Annotated in this window: 21 protein-coding genes; 14 read left to right on the top strand and 7 right to left on the bottom strand. The window is 56.6% G+C overall.

The genetic code is table 11. The features are described 5' to 3' along the window. Positions 1 to 44: 44 nt before the first annotated feature. Complete coding sequence (locus tag HHJ16_RS03490; RefSeq protein WP_293640642.1) at positions 45 to 1,331, bottom strand: arsenic transporter; 1,287 nt, start codon at positions 1,329 to 1,331, stop codon at positions 45 to 47. A 132-nt stretch (positions 1,332 to 1,463) separates the two neighbouring features. After that, positions 1,464 to 1,790, bottom strand: a complete 327-nt coding sequence (locus HHJ16_RS03485; protein WP_293640800.1) for a metalloregulator ArsR/SmtB family transcription factor — start codon at positions 1,788 to 1,790, stop codon at positions 1,464 to 1,466. Between the two features lie 114 nt (positions 1,791 to 1,904). On the opposite strand from HHJ16_RS03485, the gene arsC reads away from it, so the two are divergent. The 7 genes from arsC (at position 1,905) to HHJ16_RS03450 (ending at position 8,535) form a co-directional block, all read left to right on the top strand. Continuing rightward, entirely contained in the window at positions 1,905 to 2,336 is a 432-nt protein-coding gene (gene arsC / locus HHJ16_RS03480; RefSeq protein ID WP_293640639.1) for an arsenate reductase (glutaredoxin), read from the top strand. Positions 2,337 to 2,667: 331 nt separating this feature from the next. Continuing rightward, entirely contained in the window at positions 2,668 to 2,949 is a 282-nt protein-coding gene (locus tag HHJ16_RS03475) for a hypothetical protein (RefSeq protein WP_293640636.1), read from the top strand. A 101-nt stretch (positions 2,950 to 3,050) separates the two neighbouring features. Then, positions 3,051 to 3,917, top strand: a complete 867-nt coding sequence (locus tag HHJ16_RS03470) for a GNAT family N-acyltransferase (protein WP_293640633.1) — start codon at positions 3,051 to 3,053, stop codon at positions 3,915 to 3,917. Next, positions 3,917 to 4,798, top strand: a complete 882-nt coding sequence (locus HHJ16_RS03465; protein ID WP_293640630.1) for a UDP-2,3-diacylglucosamine diphosphatase — start codon at positions 3,917 to 3,919, stop codon at positions 4,796 to 4,798. Before HHJ16_RS03470 ends, HHJ16_RS03465 begins: the two co-directional genes overlap by 1 nt. Continuing rightward, positions 4,795 to 5,916 carry a glycosyltransferase family 1 protein gene (locus tag HHJ16_RS03460; protein ID WP_293640627.1) on the top strand — a complete coding sequence of 374 codons (1,122 nt, stop codon included), beginning with the start codon at positions 4,795 to 4,797 and terminating at the stop codon, positions 5,914 to 5,916. The genes HHJ16_RS03465 and HHJ16_RS03460 overlap by 4 nt, the downstream gene beginning before the upstream one ends. Before the next feature lie 41 nt (positions 5,917 to 5,957). Next, complete coding sequence (gene ppk1, locus HHJ16_RS03455; protein ID WP_293640624.1) at positions 5,958 to 8,060, top strand: polyphosphate kinase 1; 2,103 nt, start codon at positions 5,958 to 5,960, stop codon at positions 8,058 to 8,060. Between the two features lies 1 nt (position 8,061). After that, a complete protein-coding gene (locus HHJ16_RS03450; RefSeq protein WP_293640621.1) occupies positions 8,062 to 8,535 on the top strand; it encodes a histidine phosphatase family protein in 474 nt (157 codons plus the stop codon). Between the two features lie 7 nt (positions 8,536 to 8,542). On the opposite strand, the gene HHJ16_RS03445 is transcribed toward HHJ16_RS03450, so the two are convergent. From HHJ16_RS03445 to HHJ16_RS03430, 4 genes are all read right to left on the bottom strand, one after another. Then, entirely contained in the window at positions 8,543 to 9,007 is a 465-nt protein-coding gene (locus HHJ16_RS03445) for a hypothetical protein (RefSeq protein ID WP_293640618.1), read from the bottom strand. 83 nt (positions 9,008 to 9,090) lie between these two features. Next, on the bottom strand, positions 9,091 to 10,590 hold the full coding sequence (gene ppx / locus HHJ16_RS03440) for an exopolyphosphatase (protein WP_293640617.1): 1,500 nt from the start codon (positions 10,588 to 10,590) through the stop codon (positions 9,091 to 9,093). 66 nt (positions 10,591 to 10,656) lie between these two features. Further along, positions 10,657 to 11,808: an ABC transporter substrate-binding protein gene (locus tag HHJ16_RS03435; protein ID WP_293640616.1), complete on the bottom strand. Its 1,152-nt coding sequence runs from the start codon at positions 11,806 to 11,808 to the stop codon at positions 10,657 to 10,659. Between the two features lie 130 nt (positions 11,809 to 11,938). Beyond that, on the bottom strand, positions 11,939 to 12,421 hold the full coding sequence (locus HHJ16_RS03430) for a fasciclin domain-containing protein (protein WP_293640614.1): 483 nt from the start codon (positions 12,419 to 12,421) through the stop codon (positions 11,939 to 11,941). A gap of 193 nt (positions 12,422 to 12,614) precedes the next feature. Here HHJ16_RS03430 and pstS point away from each other — a divergent pair, with 193 nt between their 5' ends. From pstS to phoR, 7 genes are all read left to right on the top strand, one after another. Beyond that, positions 12,615 to 13,658, top strand: a complete 1,044-nt coding sequence (gene pstS, locus HHJ16_RS03425) for a phosphate ABC transporter substrate-binding protein PstS (RefSeq protein WP_293640612.1) — start codon at positions 12,615 to 12,617, stop codon at positions 13,656 to 13,658. A gap of 107 nt (positions 13,659 to 13,765) precedes the next feature. Next, a complete protein-coding gene (pstC, locus tag HHJ16_RS03420) occupies positions 13,766 to 14,731 on the top strand; it encodes a phosphate ABC transporter permease subunit PstC (protein ID WP_293640798.1) in 966 nt (321 codons plus the stop codon). Then, a complete protein-coding gene (gene pstA, locus HHJ16_RS03415; protein ID WP_293640610.1) occupies positions 14,728 to 15,588 on the top strand; it encodes a phosphate ABC transporter permease PstA in 861 nt (286 codons plus the stop codon). Before pstC ends, pstA begins: the two co-directional genes overlap by 4 nt. Positions 15,589 to 15,636: 48 nt before the next feature. Further along, the gene (gene pstB, locus HHJ16_RS03410) at positions 15,637 to 16,416 is read left to right on the top strand and encodes a phosphate ABC transporter ATP-binding protein PstB (RefSeq protein ID WP_293640608.1); all 780 of its coding nucleotides are present in this window, start codon (positions 15,637 to 15,639) and stop codon (positions 16,414 to 16,416) included. Between the two features lie 20 nt (positions 16,417 to 16,436). Further along, entirely contained in the window at positions 16,437 to 17,138 is a 702-nt protein-coding gene (gene phoU, locus HHJ16_RS03405; RefSeq protein ID WP_293640607.1) for a phosphate signaling complex protein PhoU, read from the top strand. Positions 17,139 to 17,144: 6 nt separating this feature from the next. Beyond that, the gene (gene phoB / locus HHJ16_RS03400) at positions 17,145 to 17,870 is read left to right on the top strand and encodes a phosphate regulon transcriptional regulator PhoB (protein WP_293640606.1); all 726 of its coding nucleotides are present in this window, start codon (positions 17,145 to 17,147) and stop codon (positions 17,868 to 17,870) included. Further along, positions 17,867 to 19,225 carry a phosphate regulon sensor histidine kinase PhoR gene (phoR, locus tag HHJ16_RS03395; RefSeq protein WP_293640605.1) on the top strand — a complete coding sequence of 453 codons (1,359 nt, stop codon included), beginning with the start codon at positions 17,867 to 17,869 and terminating at the stop codon, positions 19,223 to 19,225. Before phoB ends, phoR begins: the two co-directional genes overlap by 4 nt. Positions 19,226 to 19,360: 135 nt before the next feature. On the opposite strand, the gene HHJ16_RS03390 is transcribed toward phoR, so the two are convergent. Then, positions 19,361 to 21,124 (bottom strand): hypothetical protein, encoded by a 1,764-nt coding sequence (locus HHJ16_RS03390; protein WP_293640604.1) that lies wholly within the window; start codon positions 21,122 to 21,124, stop codon positions 19,361 to 19,363. Positions 21,125 to 21,261 lie beyond the last annotated feature (137 nt).

Below are 21,261 nucleotides of genomic sequence, written 5' to 3'. Positions count from 1 at the left end.
GTAGTAGCGTTTTTTTTGGCTCGGGTTGGTTTACCCTCTGACGCTCACGATGTGCTTAGTCGGATCGCCAGCATGGCAAGCGTCACGAGCAGCACCGGCAGGGTCAGTACGATGCCCGTTCTGAAATAGTAGCCCCACGTAATGGTCATACCCTTGCGCGCAAGCACGTGAAGCCAAAGTAAGGTTGCCAGGCTACCGATCGGCGTAATTTTTGGTCCCAGATCGCAGCCGATCACATTCGCGTAAATCATCGCTTCACGGATCACGCCCGTCGAGCCGCTCGCCTCGACCGAAAGCGCTCCGACCAGCACCGTGGGTAAATTGTTCATCACCGACGAGAGAAGTGCGGAGAGCACCCCGGTGCCGAAAGTCGCACCCCACACGCCGCCTTGGGCGAAAAAGTCCAGAAGTTTGGCGATCTCCGTCGTCAGGCCGACGTTGCGCAGACCGTAAACAACCAAATACATTCCGAGCGAGAACACGACGATCTGCCAGGGTGCTTCACGCAGCACTTTACGAGTGGAAATCGCGCTGCCTCGGCCCGCAATCACCAGCAGCACGAGCGCGCCGACCGCTGCGATAGCGCTGACCGGCACGCCGATGGGCTCAAGACCAAAAAAGCCGACGAGCAGCAACGCCAGCACCACCCATCCGGCCCGAAACGTCGCGAGATCATGGATCGCCTCGCGCGGTTGTTTGAGCTGAGACACCACGTAGTGTCCCGGAATGCTTTTGCGGTAATAAAGCAGCAGCACGGCGAGACTCGCGGCGATCGCGGTGAGGTCTACCCCTACCATGATGGAGGCATAGTGATTGAAGCCGATCTTGAAGAAATCTGCTGAAACGATATTGACGAGGTTGGACACGACCAGCGGCAAGCTGGCGGTGTCTGCAATGAAGCCGGCCGCCATCACAAAGGCCAGCGTCGCTGTTGAACTGAAGCCGAGCGCCAGCAACATTGCCATCACGATCGGTGTCAGTATCAGCGCTGCGCCATCGTTGGCGAAGAGTGCGGCTACGGCAGCACCCAGCAATACGATGAGTGCAAATAACCATCGCCCGCGCCCGCCGCCCCAGCGGGCGACGTGCAATGCGGCCCACTCGAAAAAGCCTGCCTCGTCGAGTATCAGGCTAATGATGATCACCGCGATGAACGTGGCCGTTGCATTCCAAACGATCTGCCAGACCGTGGGAATGTCGCCAAGATGCACCACGCCAAACAGCAGCGCCAGCAACGCACCGAGCGTGGCGCTCCAGCCGATGCCCATGCCGCGTGGCTGCCAGATGACCAGAATCAGGGTGACGAGAAAAATAAGGACGGCAGCGAGCATTTTCAGTTTTCTTTTTTGGGGCGGTGGAAGGTCTGCGATGAGGTGACGCGGTAACTCGTCATGTGGTGGGTCGTCACTGACGGGCGTTCGTCGGCTCTACTTGGCGCGGAACGCTTAAATTGCATGGGATTTTTAGCAGGCTTTGCGCGCGATTGCTGTGCCCGCGTTGCAGGCGCCTCCGTTACAGCAGTGTTCCGTCAAGTAAGCCAGCAGAGCATTCATCTGATCAAAGTTCGCGCGGTAAATCAGGTAGCGGCCGCGTGCCTCGCTGCTGACCAGTCCCGAGTGAGCCAGTTCTTTCAGATGGAAAGACAGCGCGCTAGGCGCCACGCCCAACTGCTCGGCCATAACGCTGGGCGTCAGTCCCTCTGGCCCGGCCACGACCAGGGCCCGGAAAGCACGCAGGCGCTGTGCCTGGGCCAGCGCCGCCAGTGCCTTAACGACGGGGGCCTCATCCAGTGTGATCGAAGAAGTAGGCGGTGTTATTATTTTCATACTTCAAATATAATTGAATTATAAAATTAATGCAATCTTCACAGCTGTGGGGAGTGTTTTCACCGGGAGTTCACGCACATGTCTAATATCACGATTTATCACAACCCCCAATGCGGAACGTCGCGCAATGTGCTGGCGCTGATTAGAAACACCGGCGTCGAACCCGTCATCGTCGAATACCTGGTCACTCCACCCACGCGCGAAAAGCTGCAGGAGTTGATTGCGCAGATGGCGATGCCTGTCAGGGATCTGCTCAGGCGCAAAGGAACGCCCTACGATAAACTTCAGCTCGACTACCCGGGCTTGAGCGATGACGCGCTGATAACCGCGATGCTGGCTCATCCGATTTTGATTAATCGGCCGATTGTGGTGACACCGCTGGGCACCCGCTTGTGCCGTCCGTCAGAGACCGTGCTGGAGCTCCTGGCGCTACCGCAAACCGGTGCCTTCGCCAAGGAAGATGGCGAGCAAGTCATCGATGATCGCGGCGGCCGTGTTGCTGACCAGTGATATTTTTGCAGCGTATCGTCCGACTATCGATCGAGTTTTTTAAGCCGAAGTGCTATCAAGGCGAGTGAGTCGGTGCACCTTTCACTTCAGCTTGTGCGCCAAGCATTTTTCCAACCAGATCCTTCAAGCGGCAGAGGGCGTTTGCCCGCCGTTACGCATGACTTATAAAAATAGTTTGCTACGTCTTGAGGAACAATTTTATTTCGGCCCGCTGCAAGGAATTGTCTGGCGCTAACGGGTCACACAGATTCGCCGAGTCCCGCTGGACACTGTCACACAACTGCCATTGAACTGACACAGGCGCGTCACTCCCTCCTTTCAGAATCGCTGCATGACCAGCACGATGGAGTACGCGATGGGAGTGGATTCAAACCAAGTCGGTGAACAAGAAAAAATGGTCGGTCCGGCCTTTAGCCTTGCCGCTCACGACCTCGACCAGCAGCGCCTGCGCATTTTGCGCTGCACGGCGCACGCTATGGCCAGCAGTCCGGGCGGTTTGCGATTTAAAGCCGGCAGCAGGCCGTGGCTCGATCAGTTATCAAGTTGTTCGCCCCCTTCCGCCGCAGTCGTCGGCAGACGCGAAAACGCAGTTCTTCGGGCCGCTGGCAATTAAAAGTCAAAGCCCCCTAAAAAGAGCTTCTCACAGCGCGTTCGGTGTTGGTGCTTGCAGAGGGTTTAAACGTTTTAAAACAGTGAGCAAATAAGGAGTTAGCCATGAAAGAACTGCCCAATCCCACCTTTGCATTGTCGCCCGTCGCCATGCCACGGGGGTCACTTCATCAAAGCTGTCCTGCGGTCAGCGCAGTCCCTGACCAAAGGCCTTCAGTGGGCAAAATCTCGGTCAGTTGGGCCCGGCACCAGGATGAGGTCCGGCAAGCGCAGCGTCTGAGGTATCAGGTGTTTGCGCTTGAGATGGGTGCAACGCTGTCGAAAACCTTGCCTGGGCATGACGTCGATTTGTTTGACGACTACTGCGAACACCTGCTGGTGCGCGATGCGGACAGCGGCGAGGTGATTGGTACTTATCGGGTGCTCACGCCAACGCAGGCCAAGCGTGTGGGCAGCACCTACAGCGACATTGAATTCGACCTGACCCGGCTGCGGGGCCTACGGGAGCGGATGGTTGAACTGGGCCGCAGCTGCGTGCATGTTGACCACCGGCACGGCGGCGTGATTCTGGCGCTTTGGGGCGCGTTGGCAGAGTTCATGTCGCGCAACCAGCTCGACACCATGATTGGTTGCGCCAGCATTCCGATGCAGCACAACGGGGTGTCCAGCGGCCATGCAGCAGCCAGCATCTGGCGCCAGGTAAGACAAAGCCACCTGGCTGGCATTGAGTACCGCGTGACGCCGCGGCTGGCTCTGCCGGTTGAGTTGCTTGATGATTCGCTGGCTGTAGAGCCTCCTGCCTTGATCAAGGGCTACCTGCGGCTGGGCGCCAAAGTATTGGGTGCACCGGCCTGGGACCCGGATTTCAACTCGGCCGACTTACCCATGATGATGCGTATTGCCGACCTGCCGCCGCGCTATTTAAAGCATTTTTCAGGAAGCCCACTGTCGGGCAAACCTGGGGGTTCGTGATGCGAAAGCTGTTTGACGCTTTGGGGTCGATCGCATCAGTTGGCAATGGAATCGTACCGGGGTCAGACGGCAACAGTCATGACGACGATGAGGACGCGCTGCGCCAGCGCTACCGCGCCATTTTTATTTCCGACCTTCACTTGGGCACACCTGGTTGTCAGGCAGTAGCTCTGCTGGATTTTCTGAAAGCCCATCCCAGCGACAGTCTCTACTTGGTGGGTGACATCGTGGACGGCTGGCAGCTGCGCCGCAAGTGGTATTGGCCGCAGTCTCACAACGATGTGGTGCAAAAGTTGCTGCGACGTGCCCGCAAAGGGTGCCGCATCATTTATGTTCCTGGCAACCATGATGAGTTTGCGCGTGAATTTATCGGTAACCAGTTCGGCGGTATCGAAGTCACCGGCGAAGCCGTCCATACCACCGCCGATGGCCGTCAGCTGTGGATTATTCACGGCGACTATTTCGATGCGGTGGTGCAATGCGCCAAATGGCTTGCCTACGTGGGCGACAACCTCTACGAATTTACACTCAAACTTAACCGGTATCTCAGCAGCCTGCGCGCCCGCATGGGATTGCCTTACTGGTCGCTGTCGGCTTATCTGAAGCAAAAGGTCAAGAGCGCTCTCAACTACGTCACCGATTTTGAAGTAGCAGTCGCCAACGAGGCGCGCCGCCGTGGCCATCAGGGTGTGGTCTGCGGCCACATCCACCGCGCCGAGATGCGCGACATCAACGGCGTGTTGTACTGCAACGACGGCGATTGGGTTGAAAGCCGCAGCGCGCTGGTCGAGCATTTCGATGGCACCCTCGAACTGGTGCATTGGGCGCCATCCCATGAAAGCCAGGGTCGAGGCCAGGTTGCTGGGGTGCTAGCCGCGTGAAAATCGCCCTGATTACCGACGCTTGGGCGCCTCAGGTTAACGGCGTTGTGACCACCTTGGTGGAACTGGTGCGTGAGCTTCAGCAAATGGGGCACTCTGTCGAAGTGATTCATCCCGGCCTATTTATCACCCGGCCTTGCCCCGGCTATGCCGGTATTGACCTGGCCGTTCGCCCCAAGCGCGGACTAACGCACCAGTTGGACGCTTTTCAGCCAGAAGCTATCCATATTGCCACTGAAGGTCCGCTCGGATGGGCGGCACGCCGGTATTGCCTCAAACGCGGTCTGAACTTCACCACTGCCTTTCACACGAAGTTTCCTGAGATCCTCCATGCGGCACTCAGAATCCCCTTGTCGTGGGGCTATGCGCTGTTTCGCTACTTTCACAAGCCGTCTTCTGGTGTGATGGTGCCGACGAACGGCGTGCTGCGCATGCTTGAGCAGCGGGGTTTCCGCAACTTGCGCAGCTGGACGCACGGCGTAGATACGCAACTTTTTGCGTTTCAGCCTGAGCCGCGTTTGCACGCTCCCATGGGGGCGTTAGTACGCCCTGTCTCCTTGTTTGTGGGGCGCGTGTCGTACGAGAAAAACATCGAGGCGTTCCTGCGGCTGGACCTACCCGGCACCAAAGTTGTTTGCGGGGTGGGCCCGCTGGAGCGGTTGCTCAAGGAACGCTATCCGGAGGTGCTCTGGATGGGCGTATTGGCCAGGGACGAGCTGGCCAAGGTGTATGCAGCTGCGGATGTATTTGTGTTTCCAAGCAAGTCGGAAACATTTGGCCTGGTGATGCTGGAAGCCATGGCAACCGGCACGCCGGTGGCCGCTTATCCGGTGGACGGTCCACTGGAGGTGTTGGGAAAAGCGGATGGAACTTGTCACGGTGGCGTCATGAACGCCCATTTACAGCAGGCTTGCTACGCCGCACTTGCGTTACCGCGCCATGAGGCGCGTGTGAGGGCCCTGGATTTCAGTTGGGCACATTCGGCGCAGTTGTTTGAGAGCTATTTGGAAGCTGCGCGAAAAGACACGAGCCCCGCTAAAACTGCCAGTTGCAAGTTGGCAAATAGAAAGGCACCATTGGTGAAAAGTACCGTCACGCCCTGGTCATCAACGAAGTAAACAATAATGACTATCTTTAATCGAAATGCCTCTTATTGTTAATGCCTTCTTTGCCAATTTCTCCCGTCCCGTTAACCGCTGCCGACACACCCATCCCGTTTCTGGACCGCGACCACAGTATTCTTGCTTTCAACGAGCGGGTGCTGGACTGGGCCAAACGCCCGGACGTACCCCTGCTGGAAAGGCTGAGGTTTCTGTGCATCGTGTCGTCCAATCTGGATGAGTTTTTTGAGGTCCGCACCGCTCCGCACCTGACAGCGGCCCAAACTAACGAGCAAAAAGGCCCGTACACCGCTCAATCATTCAAGGCGCTTTCGACCGCCGCACACGACTTGGTAGCGCGGCAGTACTCCCTTTATAACGACGACTTGTTGCCCGCCTTCGAATTACACGGTATCCGCATCGTGTCTCACGGCGAGCGCGATGCGGCGCAACGACGTTGGGTCAAGCAGTATTTTGAGAGGGAAGTTAGGCCGCTATTGATTCCGGTCGGGCTTGATCCCTCTCATCCGTTTCCACAGGTGGCCAACAAGTCCCTGAACTTCATTGTCAGGCTTGGGGGCCACGACGCCTTTGGGCGTCAAAATGAGATTGCCATCGTCAAGATCCCGCGGGTATTGCCACGCTTTATCCACATGCCTAGCCAAAATAAGAACCAGGGTAGCTTGTTTGTATCGCTGTCTAGTGTCATTCGGGCTCACTTGACCGAGCTGTTTTTGGGACGTGATGTGGGGCAGTTTTCCCAATTCCGGGTCACCCGGCACTCCGATCTTGCAGTGGATGAAGACGATGTAAAAAACCTTCGCACCGCTTTACGGCAAGGCCTGGAGCAGCGCCACTACGGGCAAGCGGTTCGTCTGGAAGTGTCCTCTGGCTGTTCAGACTATTTATCGGGATTTTTACTCAAACAGTTCAACTTGCCAGCTCTCGCCCTGTACCGGGTGCAAGGCCCGGTCAATCTGGTGCGGCTGACCCAACTCGTGGACCTGATCAACGATCCCAGGCTTCTTTTTCCGCGTTACTACCCCTGCTACCCCACGCAACTGGTGCCCGGGCAATCTTTTTTTGAGCGGCTCAAGCAGGGCGATGTGTCCATCCACCAACCGTTCGAGAGCTTCGACGCGGTCCTGGATTTCCTTCGTGAGGCGGTCAACGATCCCAAAGTACTTGCGATCAAGCAAACCATTTACCGCACGGGCGCTGATTCGCAATTGATGGCGCTGCTGCGGGAGGCTGTTCGTCGGGGCAAGGAAGTCACGGTCGTGGTGGAGCTGAAGGCGCGTTTCGATGAGGAGGCGAATATCAATTGGGCGGAAATGCTGGAGTCAATTGGCGCACAAGTGGTTTATGGCGTGGTGGGGCTGAAGACCCACGCCAAAATGCTGCTGGTCACGCGGCGTGAGGGTAAGCGGCTCAAGCGGTATGCCCATTTGTCAACCGGCAACTACAACCGAAGCACGGCCCGCTTGTACACAGACGTAAGTTATCTGACGGCTGATGTTTTGTTGACTTCGGATATTGACAATGTATTTGTGCACCTGGCCAGTCAAAGCCGCTTGCCGAGATTGAATCACCTCTGGCTGGCACCGTTTGAGCTGCAACACAAACTGGTGGAAAAAATCGATTTTCTGGGCGAAGCCGCGCTGCAAGGCAAAGACACGCGCATTGTGGCCAAGATGAATGCGCTAACCGACGAAGACCTCATTGTGGCTTTGGTCAAGGCGGGCCAGCGCGGGGTGAAAATTGATTTGATCGTGCGCGGTGCCTGTACGCTGCCGGCTCAGGTGCCTGGCATCACAGACAACATCCGGGTGCGTTCGGTCATTGGCCGTTTCCTTGAGCACTCGCGCGTGTTTTATTTTCGCTGCGCAGAGGAAGAAGCTCTCTACCTTTCAAGCGCCGACTGGATGAATCGCAACATGCTGCGCAGGGTGGAGCTGGCATGGCCGGTGATCGATCACGCTCTCCGGCAGCGCATCATCGATGAATGCCTGGTGGCCTATCTGCACGATGGCTGCGATGCCTGGGACTTGCAGCCGGACGGCACTTATGCGCGCGTGAATCCGCCAGACCCGGCGCAGCGTCATGGTGCACAAGCGGCCTTGATGGCCCGCTACTCGGTTTCCCACCATCGGGAGAAATAAAATGGACCTGATTTTATGGCGTCATGCAGAGGCGGAAGAGGGATTCGAAAGTGATCCGCTCGGAACCCGTGACCTGGACCGGACGCTCACGGCGCGAGGGGAAAAACAGGCCTCTCGCATGGCCAACTGGCTGGACCGGCAGTTGCCTGAGGGTGCCCGTATTTTGGTGAGTCCAGCGCGGCGCTGCGAGCAGACGGCGCTTGCCTTAGGACGCAAGTACAAAATCCGTTCCGAACTTTCACCGGGTGGAACAGCCGCGCAGTTGCTGGCACTGGTGCAATGGCCCCTTAGCAAATCACCGATTCTGGTGATAGGGCATCAACCGACGCTCGGACAGACTATCGCGCAGCTTCTAGGGCTTCAGGAAAGTGACTGTCCGGTTAAAAAAGGCGCGCTCTGGTGGCTTCGCAGCCGGGACCGCGATGGCCGTTGCCAGACTGCCGTAGTCACCGTACAGTCGCCCGAGGTGCTCTGAGGTACGCTTACTTGTTCAGCGTAGGGCGGCCTGTTTTAATGGTGGGAACCCGCTCCAGGGCATTCAGGAAGCTTGCGTCTGACAGGGTGGCCAAGATTTTGATACCGGCACGCAGTAGTTCGCTTTTTTTGGCAGGCCGGGTCAATGTCGCCGCGCGCTGCTTGAGCTCATCCAGGACCAGATATTCGGCTTTCGGAATGGTAAAGCTGTCGCGGACCAGTTTGGGTTTTTTAGGTTTTTGGATTTTTTCGGGCTTTGCTGAGGCAAAGGCTTTGGAAAGAGGCACCTGAGCAACGACTTTTTGAGGTGCCGCTTTTTCTACAGCAGCTTTTTTGACAGCGACTTTGCGAACAGGCAATTTTGCCGCAGTTGACGTGGTGGCCTTTTGTTTGACCGGTACATCACGCTTTGCGGCGGTTGGTGCGGCTACAACCAAGGGTGCTGAAAGGGCTGGTTTCTTGGTGGTTGTCATGGCAAAATCTTTCTAAATAAGTAGTTAAATTAAACTGTTTATACAGTTTATACCATTTGAAAAAGACCGTCAAAGCGGCCGCTTCACAGGCCGGAAACGATCAAGGTCCAAGGCGTTTTTTGCCATGCCAGCACTTCTTCGTGCAGCAAATACGCTGATTGCGGAAAGGCTTCGCCCCAGCCTGGTCTGCAGTTCAGCACGAAAAGCTGGCCGGGCTCGGCGCCGAATTCGAGCTGCAACCCCTTGAGGTCGGGGTCCCGCCGGGCATGGCACAAAATGACGGCCAACCGCAAGCAAAGCAGCTGCTGAACAAAGATGCGATCTTCAAAATCCACTTCCAGCTTGCGCAATTTACCCCGATGTCCCAATACGAGCAGGCTCAGGCGGTGCAACTCCGGTAGAGCGAAACCGGGCGCGTCGGCATTGTCCAAAATGTAGGCGCCATGCTTGTGGTAATCGCTGTGAGAAATCTGGCTACCGATCTCATGGAGTTGGGCCGCCCACTCCAGCTTGCGCTGAAATCGTTCTGATTCCGCGATGGGCATTCCCGTCCGAGCCATCAGGAAGAGGTATCGCGAGACTTTACTGACCCGCTCTGCCTGCGTAACATCGGCGTTGAATTTGCTGGACAGGCGTTGCACTGTTGTGGAACGCAAATCTGTCAAGTCTTGCTCCCGGTCCAGCAGATCGTAGAGCACGCCGTGACGAAGCGCGCCTTGCGCTGCTTCCATCTGTTCAATGTCGAGCAAATCAAACACGGCCCGGAGCACGCTGACACCGCCGCCAATGACGGCACGCCGGTCATCCTTCATGCCATCGAATTTCAGGCGGTCAGCGCTTTGCGCTTTGAGCAGCCGATCCAGCAGCCAATCAAGGCCTTCGCGCGTGACCAAGCCGGCGGGCCATCCGGCAGCAGTCAGTACATCGCTGACTGCACCAATGGTGCCGGAGGAGCCGTAAGCCACATCCCAGGTGCCAGGGCGGTAAGCATCGACGGCCTCATCCAGCACCGCTTTGGCTGCAATCTCCGCCATTTCGAAAGCGCGCGGGCTGAACTGCCCGTCGGAGAAGTATTTCATCGACCAGGCCACGCTGCCAACGCGGTAGGACTCCATGGCTGTCGCATCCAGTCCTTTGCCTAGAATCATTTCCGTTGAGCGACCGCCAATATCCACCACCAGCCGCCGCTCGTCTGACTGGGGCAGCATGTGGGCCACACCCTGGTAAATCAACCGGGCTTCTTCACGACCCGAAATGACATCGATCGGGAATCCGAGGATTTTGTGAGCGCGCACCAGAAACTCTTCGCGATTGCGCGCCTCTCTCAAGGTCTGGGTGGCCACCGCCCTGACCTGTGTTCTTTTGAAGCCTGCTAGCCGCTCGCCGAAGCGGGCTAGGCAGTCCCAGCCACGCTGCATCGCCTCTGGTGTCAGGTTGCGATCAGCGTCCAGTCCGTTTCCCTGGCGGACGGTCTCCTTGAGATATTCTGTTCGGTGAATCTGTCCGTGGTCAAGACGCCCGATTTCGAGGCGAAAACTGTTGGATCCAAGATCTACAGCGGCGAGGCGGGTTCCATTTTGCATGTCTAGAGTTCTTTTTCCAGACTCAGCATAGCATTCGCGCGAAACCCTCATCAGTCGTCCTTCGGTTTAACCAATCACCCGACCATCGACCGTCATCATGCTTTGTGTGACGTAGCTGCCGCTTCTGCGCTGAGCATTAAAGCTGACCCGAAAACCGCCGATATCCAAACTGGCGCGCCGCTGAAATGCAGCAAGAGCGCTCTGGCGCGTCAACGGGACTTCTGCTTCATTGAGCACCTCGTAGGTGAATCGAGCGGCAATAAAACCAGCCATGCCCAACGGGGTTGGAGGCTCGTCAAATAAACGCGAGAGCGTTTCGCGATAGTTCCTGACGATAGGTAGGTTGGACTTGACCAGCGGCACCGGCTGAGTCGCGATGACCGGCGTGTGGCGCGCTGCCCCCATCTGAAGCAGGGTCTGCAGGTTGACATCGGCGAGTGCCACGATATAACGCTGGCGTGCCTGTTTTTCCAGGCCTTTCGTGAACTCGGCAAGTTCCGGCGTACCACCTACAAACAGCAAAACAGCAGGGGTACTGGCGCTTAACTTCTGGCTCAGCAGGCGCAGGTCCCACAAACCGTGAAACGACTTCAGCCGAAGATGCATGCCTGCCGCTATGCGCTCAAGCTCGACATGGTAAGCGGTGTGGTCTTGGGCAGTTCCATAAATTGCCCCCACCTCCTTCAAACCCATTACCGACAAGGTTTTCAGCGCATAGGCAATTTGTTGCTGGCGCGCTGCAAAAATGGGGAAGGTCTTGTCGTCGATTTCGAGGCTGGAGTTTTGCAGCCAGGGTGCGGCGTGAGCAATGTTGATCTCCCCTTGACGGGAAAGGGCCACGACCTGGCTGGCGATCTGGTCGCCGACACTGCCCGAAAGGGCGAGGCAGGAAGAGTTGTCTTTAACCGAGTTCAGGGCAGTCCGTAAACTGGCCGGGGTGCCGTCAGTTTCAAGCGCGAGATGTTGCACCGGCCGTCCGCGGATCCCGCCGCGTGCGTTGATGTCCTGCCAGGCGGCGCGAGATCCGATCAAGAAATCTTTAGACACGTCCTGCTGTGCTGGAGAAAAATCAACGACCTGCGCCACGATGATGCTGTGTGATGAGGCGACCGACTTGCGAGGCTGAGCCCAGTTTGGTGCGGCAGCGCCTGCAGTTAGCAAGCTCGCATGCTGCAGGATCTGGCGACGGCTGAAAACTGATTTCTGTAAGGACGTCACTAATTTCCAGGCGCAGCAGCGCCTGCCGTTCGATATGAAATTCTGCGCAATTTGCAGCGGCTAGCACCAACTTTTAAAGGATGCTGGCCTGAAAGATGATTTATGCACGGCTTCAAAGCCTGGCATCCGCCTAGTGCTTTGCTGGAGGAATCAGAACGCTGTCTATGACATGCACGACACCGTTGGTTGCAGAAATATCGGCAGTCTGAACCAAGGCTTCTTCAATGGTGACAAATTCGCCTGCTTTGGAGAGCGCCACGTTGGCGCCATTGACGGTTTTAATCGTGCCATTTTTGACATCGGCGGCCATGAACTTCCCCGGAACAACGTGGTAACTCAGGACTGCCTTGAGTTCCGCAGGGTTGTTGCCCAATTCGTCCATGGTTTTGGCCGCTACTTTGGAGAAAGCCTCGTTGCTAGGCGCGAAGATGGTAAAGGGCCCTGCGCCTTTGAGCGTGTCGGTCAGGCCGGCTTTGACAACCAGGCGGTTGAGCGTGCTCAGTTGTGGCTCGGCTGCGATGGTGTCGGCCACCGACAAGGGAGTTGAGTGGGTGGCGCAGCCGGAGAGGGCGGCAATAGTTGCAGCGGCAAACAAAATACGGCAGTTGAACATGCGATAAAGCTCCTGATTAAGACAGCGCCAAGCGTAGAAGAACTTAATGACAACTTTGTGACGGAAACTTGAATGTTTTATGACGCCGCACAATGATGAAAATCATCGGCTATCCCGAGCCAGTTGTCACATGTTTGTCATATAAGACTTCTACAGTCGACGCATCTTTCCTACCAACCCAAGAGGTATTCTGATGAAATTGAGTTCCAAAGCTTCTGTGATGACTGTGATGGGTATTGCTGTCATGTCGTTTTCCACACTATCCGCTGCGCAAGGCGTAACGGGTGCTGGAGCCAGCTTCCCGGCGCCGCTCTATTTCAAATGGGCTGCTGACTACAACAAGGCCACTGGCGTCAAAATCAACTATCAATCGGTCGGGTCGGGCGCTGGCATCAAGCAGATCGATACCAAAACGGTCGATTTTGGTGCATCGGATATGCCCCTCAAGGATGACGAGTTGGCCAAGAAGGGGTTGTTGCAGTTTCCGACGGTGATCGGCGGCGTTATTCCAGTTGTAAACATCAAAGGCGTTACCGGGGGTCAACTCAAACTTACTGGCCAGGTTCTCGGTGATATCTATCTTGGTAAAATCACCAAGTGGACAGATCCGGCCATCAAGGCTTTGAACCCTACGCTCGCTTTGCCTGATGCCGCCATCGCGCCGGTTCGCCGCGCGGACGGTTCCGGTACCAGTTTTATTTTCACCAACTACCTCAGCAAGGTCAACCCGGAGTGGAAGGCCAAAGTGGGAGAAGGTACGGCCGTGAACTGGCCAGTGGGTGCGGGCGGCAAGGGCAACGAAGGGGTGGCCGCGTTTGTTGGTCGCCTGCCTAATTCGATTGGATTTGTCGAATATGCCTATGTCAAGCAGAGCAAAATGGCCTACGCCCAACTGAAGAACGCTGCCGGTAATTTTGTGTCGCCTGACGAAGCGGCTTTCAAAGCCGCCGCCGGCGGCGCGGCGTGGTCCAAGAGTTTTTATCAAATCCTGACGGAACAGCCAGGCAAAGATGCGTGGCCGATCACGGGTGCAACCTTCATTCTGATGCACAAGCTACAAGACAAACCGGCGCAAGCGGCTGCATCGCTAAAATTCTTTGAGTGGGCTTACAAAAACGGCGACAAGACCGCGGGCGATCTGGACTATGTGGCCATTCCTGCCAGCGTGAAAACCATCATCGAAAAATCTTGGGGCGATATCAAGGATGTCTCCGGTAAAGCAATCGCCTACAAGTAAGTAAGCTGTCATCCTCCGCCACCAACTACAAGGTTTTTTACGTGTCCTCTACACTTCCTGCTAGCCGGGCATTGATTGACCAGCCGGCACAAGTGACCGGACGCGACATGATTAAGCCTTCTCCCGTAAATACTGTGCGCAGAGGTCCCTTGGCAGACCGGCTTTTCAGCTGGGCTGCGCTAGGCGCAGCTTTGCTGACGCTGGGCCTGTTGATCGGCATTCTGGCATCACTCATCGTTGGGGCGTGGCCTGCCATCAGCGAGTATGGGCTCGGTTTTTTGACCAGCAGCGTTTGGGACCCCGTGAAGAACGAGTACGGTGGCCTGGTCATGATTTATGGCACGCTGGCTACCTCATTGATCGCAGTGCTGATCGCGGTGCCTGTCAGTTTTGGCATCGCGCTGTTTTTGACCGAGCTGTCGCCGGCTTGGCTCAAGAGGCCTTTGGGGACAGCCATCGAGCTGCTGGCAGCCGTCCCCTCTATTGTTTACGGGATGTGGGGGCTGCTGGTGTTTGGTCCCATCCTGGCGACCTATGTGCAGCAACCCCTGCAAAATCTTTTTGGCAATGTGCCTTACCTCGGTGCCCTGTTTTCTGGCCCGCCGGTGGGTATCGGTATTTTGTCGGCGGGCATCATCCTCGCGATCATGATCATTCCGTTCATTGCTTCAGTGATGCGCGATGTGTTTGAAGTCACACCGGTGCTGCTGAAAGAATCGGCCTACGGTTTAGGGTCTACTACCTGGGAGGTGGTTTTTAAAGTGGTGCTGCCCTATACCAAAGCCGGTGTGATGGGCGGCATCATGCTGGGCTTAGGTCGTGCTCTGGGGGAAACCATGGCAGTGACTTTCGTCATCGGGAACTTCAACCAGTTAGATTCGCTGAGCCTGTTTCAGGCAGCCAACAGCATCACGTCAGCACTGGCGAACGAATTCGCCGAGGCGGCTGAAGGCTTGCATCAAGCCGCATTAATTTATCTGGGTCTGGTTCTGTTCTTCATCACCTTTGTGGTGTTGGCGTTGTCCAAACTGCTGCTGGCCCAATTAAGGAAAAATGAAGGAAGCAAATCATGAGCGCCGTGATGCGTGATGCGCGCTTGGCCAAGTTCGCTCGTCGTAAACGGATCAATGGGGTAGCCCTCGCGTTGTCCCTGGCAGCCATGTCGTTTGGCCTATTCTGGTTGTTCTGGATTCTGTGGGAAACCGTACGACTGGGCCTTGGCGGTATCGCGCTTGCGACCTTCACTGAAATGACGCCTCCACCCAACGAAGCGGGCGGTCTTGCTAACGCGCTTTATGGCTCTTTTTTGATGGTGCTGCTGGCTACGTTTGTGGGTACGCCGATCGGCATCATGGCTGGTATCTACCTTGCTGAATACAACACGAAGGGTTGGCTGGCCTCGGTGACTCGCTTCGTGAATGACATTTTGCTGTCAGCGCCGTCGATCGTGATTGGTCTGTTTGTGTACGCGATCGTGGTGTCCCGATTTCATTCCTTCTCTGGCTGGGCGGGTGTGCTGGCCCTTGCCCTGATTGTGATTCCGGTGGTCATACGCACGACTGAAAATATGCTGCAGCTGGTTCCGCCGGGCCTGCGTGAGGCGGCTTACGCATTGGGTGCGCCGAAGTGGAAGGTCATCACAAGCATCACGCTCAAGGCCGCCCGCTCGGGGGTGGTGACGGGCATATTGCTGGCCGTAGCGCGTATCGCGGGTGAAACCGCTCCCTTGCTGTTCACGGCATTGAACAACCAGTTCTGGAACTCGGATTTAAGTCAGCCAATGGCTAGCTTGCCTGTGATTATTTTCAAGTTTGCGATGAGTCCCTACGAGAACTGGCAGCAGCTCGCATGGGCGGGCGTGTTCTTGATTACAGTGGCGGTACTCGGGTTGAATATTCTTGCGCGGATGTTGACGCGTGTTAAAGGCTGACAGCGAGGCTGATCGCCGTTCAACGAACACAATAAGACAAGGTTAAAGATGAATAGCTCTGGCGAAAAGCGTCAACAGTCAAAAATATCGGTTAAAAATCTCGATTTCTATTACGGCAAGTTTCACGCTTTGAAAGGTATCAACCTGGAGATTCCTGAAAAGAAAGTCACCGCATTCATTGGCCCTTCGGGCTGCGGTAAATCCACGTTACTGCGTATTTTCAACCGTATGTACGAGCTTTATCCGGAGCAGCGCGCGGAAGGTGAAATCATATTCGACGGCGAGAATCTGCTGACGTCCAAAAAGGACGTGGCGCTGATTCGCTCGAAAGTAGGCATGGTTTTTCAAAAGCCGACCCCTTTTCCGATGTCGATATATGACAACATCGCCTTTGGCGTAAAGTTGTTTGACAGCCTGAACGCTGCAGACCTGGATGAGCGGGTGGAATGGGCATTGCGCAAGGCCGCTCTTTGGACAGAGGTCAAGGACAAATTGCATCAGAGCGGCGCCAGCCTGTCGGGCGGTCAGCAGCAGCGGCTTTGCATTGCGCGTGGCATCGCCATCAAGCCGGAAGTGCTGCTGCTGGACGAGCCTTGCTCGGCATTGGATCCGATTTCTACAGCCAAGATCGAGGAACTCATCGCCGAGTTAAAAAGTGAATATACGGTGGTTATCGTGACCCACAATATGCAGCAGGCTGCCCGTTGCAGTGACTACACAGCCTATATGTACTTGGGGGATCTGGTTGAATTCGGCGCGACGGAAGATCTTTTCTTCAAGCCTAGGCGCAAAGAGACCGAAGACTATATTACCGGCCGCTTCGGCTGAAAAGGATCAAGGAACAAAGTATGCCTGACAAACATTTGTCCACCCAGTTTGACAGCGAACTCAACGGCGTGTCTTCACGCGTGATGGAGATGGGCGGATTGGTGGAATCTCAGATTCGTTTGGCCATTCACGCGCTGTCGCAGTTCAATGCGGAAAGCGCTGACCAGGTCGCCGAGACCGAGGCGCGTGTAAACATGATGGAGATAGACATTGACCGCGAGTTGTCTTCCATCATTGCGCGCCGCCAGCCTACGGCCCGGGATCTGCGCCTGTTGATTGCCATTTCCAAGACGACAGCCAACCTGGAGCGGGTTGGTGATGAGGCTGCAAAAATCGCACGAATGGTCAAGTCCATCATTCTCAGCGGCTCGGCCCGCTTGCTGCCAGCCTCTGAGTTGGGCGTGGCGGCAGATCTTGCGTCCGGTCTGTTGCGCAAGGCACTCGATGCCTTCGCCCGGCTGGATACCACGGCTGCAGTTTCCATCCTCAAGGAGGACGACCAGATCGACCAGGAGTTTGACGGCTTCGTGCGCAAGTTGATCACTTACATGATGGAAGATCCCCGCACCATTTCCGCGAGTCTGGACTTGTTGTTTTTAGCCAAGGCCATTGAGCGCATTGGCGACCATGCCAAGAACATCGCAGAGTTCATCATTTACATCGTTAAGGGGGCAGATGTCAGGCACAGCCCCATGGATCAGATTGAGTCGGCCATAAAGTAATTGTTGATGAAACATCTGCCACGCGTATTGATTGTTGAGGATGAGCCGGCCATCGCCGAACTGATTGCCGTCAACCTGCGGCATGGCGGCTTTGCGCCAGTGGTAGTGGAGGACAGTGTTGCGGCCCAGCGCGAACTTGACGCCGTGCTGCCGGATGTCATCCTGCTGGACTGGATGCTTCCGGGGCAGAGCGGCCTTGCGCTGGCGCGTTACTGGCGCAAGCAGCCCCGTACCAAAAGTATTCCCATTCTGATGTTAACGGCTCGGGGCGATGAGACGGACAAAGTGGCCGGACTGGATGCTGGCGCCGACGATTACATTACCAAGCCTTTTTCTACGCAGGAATTGCTTGCACGCATTCGTGCGGTACTGCGTCGCCGGGCTCCCGAGTCGGTAAACGACAGCGTCACCGTGGCCGGTTTGATATTGGACGCAGCGACTCACCGTATTTCATTTCAAAACCAGGAACTCAAGCTGGGACCGACGGAGTTCAAGCTGCTTCACTATCTGATGAAGCACGCAGAACGGGTGCACAGCCGCAGTTCCTTGCTGGACAAGGTGTGGGGTGACCACGTATTTATTGAAGAGCGTACGGTCGACGTTCACGTCAAGCGCTTGCGGGAAGCCCTGGGCACTGCTGGCCCGATGGTGGAAACTGTTCGCGGTGCCGGTTATCGCTTAACAGCCGTCGTGGCCCAAAGTGTGCTTGCTGCAACACCCTCCGGGAGATGATCAATCGCTGGATCATTTTTGCGGTCTGCATGTTTGTCGGCGGCAGTTTAGGGTGGTGGACGACGGCGAAGGAAGGCCTTGGGCTGGGCATGGGGATCGCGTTGGGCGCTTTTGTCTGGCTGCTGGTCGACAGTCTCTACATGGCGAGGCTACTTAACTGGCTCCGCACCGAACAGAGCAACGAACCGCAGGAGGGGCTGGTCAGTACGCTAGCCGTCGCACCCAGCCTGCCAGGGGTGTTGGGAGAGGTGGCCGACCGCACTCGCAGGCTGTTAAAAAATCGCGATCAGCAGAATCTTGAAAGTCAGGCGCGACTTGGCGAGTTTTTGGCGGCGCTGCAGGCTTCACCAAGCGGCGTGGTGTTGCTTGATGCACGCGGGCGAATTGAATGGTGTAACCAGGTGGCAACGCAGCATTTCGGGTTTGATGCGCAGCGTGATGTGTTGCAACACATCGCCAATTTGGTGCGAGAGCCCGCGTTCAAGGCCTATATGGCAGCCGGAAACTTTTCACGAGACGTGCTGATCCCAGGCAGCTTCAGCACACCGGCGCGCCCAGTGAAGCTGTCGGTGCATGCGCATTCGTATGGTAAAAACCGCAAATTGTTACTCTCTCGCGACATCACGGCCATCGAGCTCGCAGAAGCGATGCGCCGGGATTTTGTGGCCAACGTGTCGCATGAAATACGCACGCCATTAACGGTGTTGTCCGGCTTCATCGAAACCTTGCAAACCTTGCCTTTAAAGGAGGCGGAACGTGGCCGTTATCTTGCGCTGATGGCGCAACAATCCAAGCGCATGCAGACCCTCGTGAGCGACTTGCTGATTCTGTCCCGCCTGGAAGGCAGCCCATTGCCGGATGCCAATGACTGGATAACCACCCGAGCCCTGTTTGCCCAATGTGAACAAGACGCAAAGGCTTTGTCGGTGGTGATTGCGCCACAGGGGCAGCAACTGGAGTTTGAGCCTGGACCGGCGTGTGAAATCGCAGGCGCCCAAACCGAGCTCTACAGTGCCATGTCTAACCTGATCACCAATGCAGTGCGTTACACGGCGGAGCGGGGATTGGTCAAAGTGAGCTGGACAGTTCTGGAAGATGGGCGCGGAAAATTCCAGGTCAAGGACACGGGGCCGGGAATCGCACCTGAACACCTGCCGCGTCTAACGGAGCGGTTTTACCGGATTGACCGTAGTCGCTCGCGCGAGACAGGCGGAACTGGTTTGGGCCTTGCCATCGTCAAACACGTAGCCCAGCGCCACGGTGTCGAACTTCAGATCGAGAGCCAGCCGGGGCTGGGGTCGCTCTTTTCACTCATTTTTCCGGCAACACGGGTTCGTCGGCTACAAGCCAGTTAATTCTTGCCGGCGGCTCGGAAACTGGCTCCGCCGGAGCGTGTCAGGCCGAGAATAAGCATGGGGAGAGCGGTAACAGCTTGTGCCTGCCGATGTCTCAGCGTCTGGATGCTGACCGATGGTTTTGAGTTTTCTCAACTAGGGCGGCGGGAGTTTTACGCCAGGCTTGGCGTGGTTGTCAATGCTGACCCGTTTGAACAGCAACAAATCTTCCTTCTTATCGGTGGGCCTGCGTATGGTGGCCTGAAACGCCCAATCCGGTAAATTTACCGTGTTGCTGAGCGTTGTCTGAGCGTCGATGTCCACAACCAGATACGGGCAAACAGCTGTCGAGGTGGCCTGACGCAGTTCGAGTTTGCCGTGGTATTGCAAGGCCGCAGCCTGGGCGCTGCCCACGCCGTAGATTTCGACACAGGCATTTTTATTGACCAAGCTTGCGACCAGGCGCGAGGTTGGTGCATAGCTGCGCGCATAGTCGAGCAAGGGCAGCCATAGAGTCATCAGCAGCAGCCAACATAAAGTGGCGCCGCCAGCAGGCAGAACGAGCGACTTCCAAATGGGGGCACGTTGCGCGCTGGCCCGCCATTTCACCAGCCAGGTCCACGCCAGCGTCGCAGCTACCGCCGACAAAAAAGCGAGCCAGGAAAAACTGGGTTCAAACCCAGGTGCCAGCCTGGCTACATTGGCGGCAGGTTGCCGGGGTATCCCAGTTTGCATCGCAATCCAGACGACCCAGATGATAGTGCCGCAGCCAGTGAAAAAAAGTAGGGTGAACCAGTCAATCAGCGAGGCCACACTGCGTTTGAGGGTCGGTAAGGCAAAAGCGGCCAGTGCAGCCAGCGGTGGCAAGCTGAGGAGCAGGCTGCGGTCAGAAGCGGTGGTGGTCAGCGTGGCAGCCACGGCCATACCGGCAAACCACAGGGGCAGCGCCACGTGACGGCTCGCAAGTTGTTTGCGCCAGCGCCAGAGCGTCCATAGCGCAAGGGGCCATGTCGGCCAGGTAAACCACAATAGCAAACGTCCCAAACTTCGCCACTCGTTCCAGGCTGGCTGGCCGTCCGCACCAGGCAGGAGAATTCGCCAGCGCCACAAATCCAACCCATAGGCCAGCAGGCAAACTAACAACGTAATGCCAGCGATTAGCAAGACCCATTGCCAGGACTGGCGCTTGCTTGCAGCATCGGTTTGGTTACTTCCCCAACGCATGTGGGTCCACTCCACGAGTGCCCCTCCTATGCCCAGCAGCACGGCCAGCGTTGGTGCGCCACTTAAGGCGAGCCCCGCGAGGCCTGCCAGCAGACCCAGTGCAGGGCCGAGGATTTTGGTCGCCCGGCGGTATGGGCTGGAAGCCATCGCGTAGAACGCCAAGGCCGTAAAGCCGAGTTGCGCCATCGCAGGGGTCGTTTCATGCGATAACTGGGCCAAGCCCAGACTGGCAATAAGTGCAAGCAAACCGGCATCAGCAATCGCTCGGGCGTAGTCCACCGGGCTGGCTTCTCCGCCAAATGCGAACGCGACCGGCTGAGCCTGCGGACTGCGCGCCAAGTAATAGACAGCGTACCAAGTGGCAAGGAGCGTCAGAATCAGCAGCATGCCGAAGGGAACGCGGACGGCAACCGCAGGATCCAGAAAAGGCAGGCCTTTAATGGCGATCGCGCCGAGCCAATAGGGCATGAGTGCGTCAAACCCGGTGACTTGACCCAGTAGCTGCGGCTGCAGCCAATTGGCGGTGGCGGAGGTCAGTTCGCGCATGACGCCGAACGCGGCGATATCCTCGTATTTCCAGGGTCCACGACCTAAAAATCCTGGCAACACATACGCCACGGAAAAAAGCAGCAGCGCAAACCGGGGCAGGCGGCGCACGGCAGATTGGGCAATGAGAGCGGGGGAAGGCTTGTTCAAAACGGTTTGATGATCAGAAATAGGGCTGCGTCTCTGTAACGTTGAATGGCGACCCGCGCGACAACTTTAAGTCTAAAAGTTCGAGAATTTATTCCGAAAAAAAAGCAGCCTGAATTTCAGGCTGCTTCTTGCAGGCT

It is taken from the genome of Polaromonas sp., assembly GCF_012927485.1.
Classification (GTDB): Bacteria; Pseudomonadota; Gammaproteobacteria; order Burkholderiales; family Burkholderiaceae_C; genus Polaromonas.
This window is presented reverse-complemented; position numbering and strand designations above follow the sequence as displayed.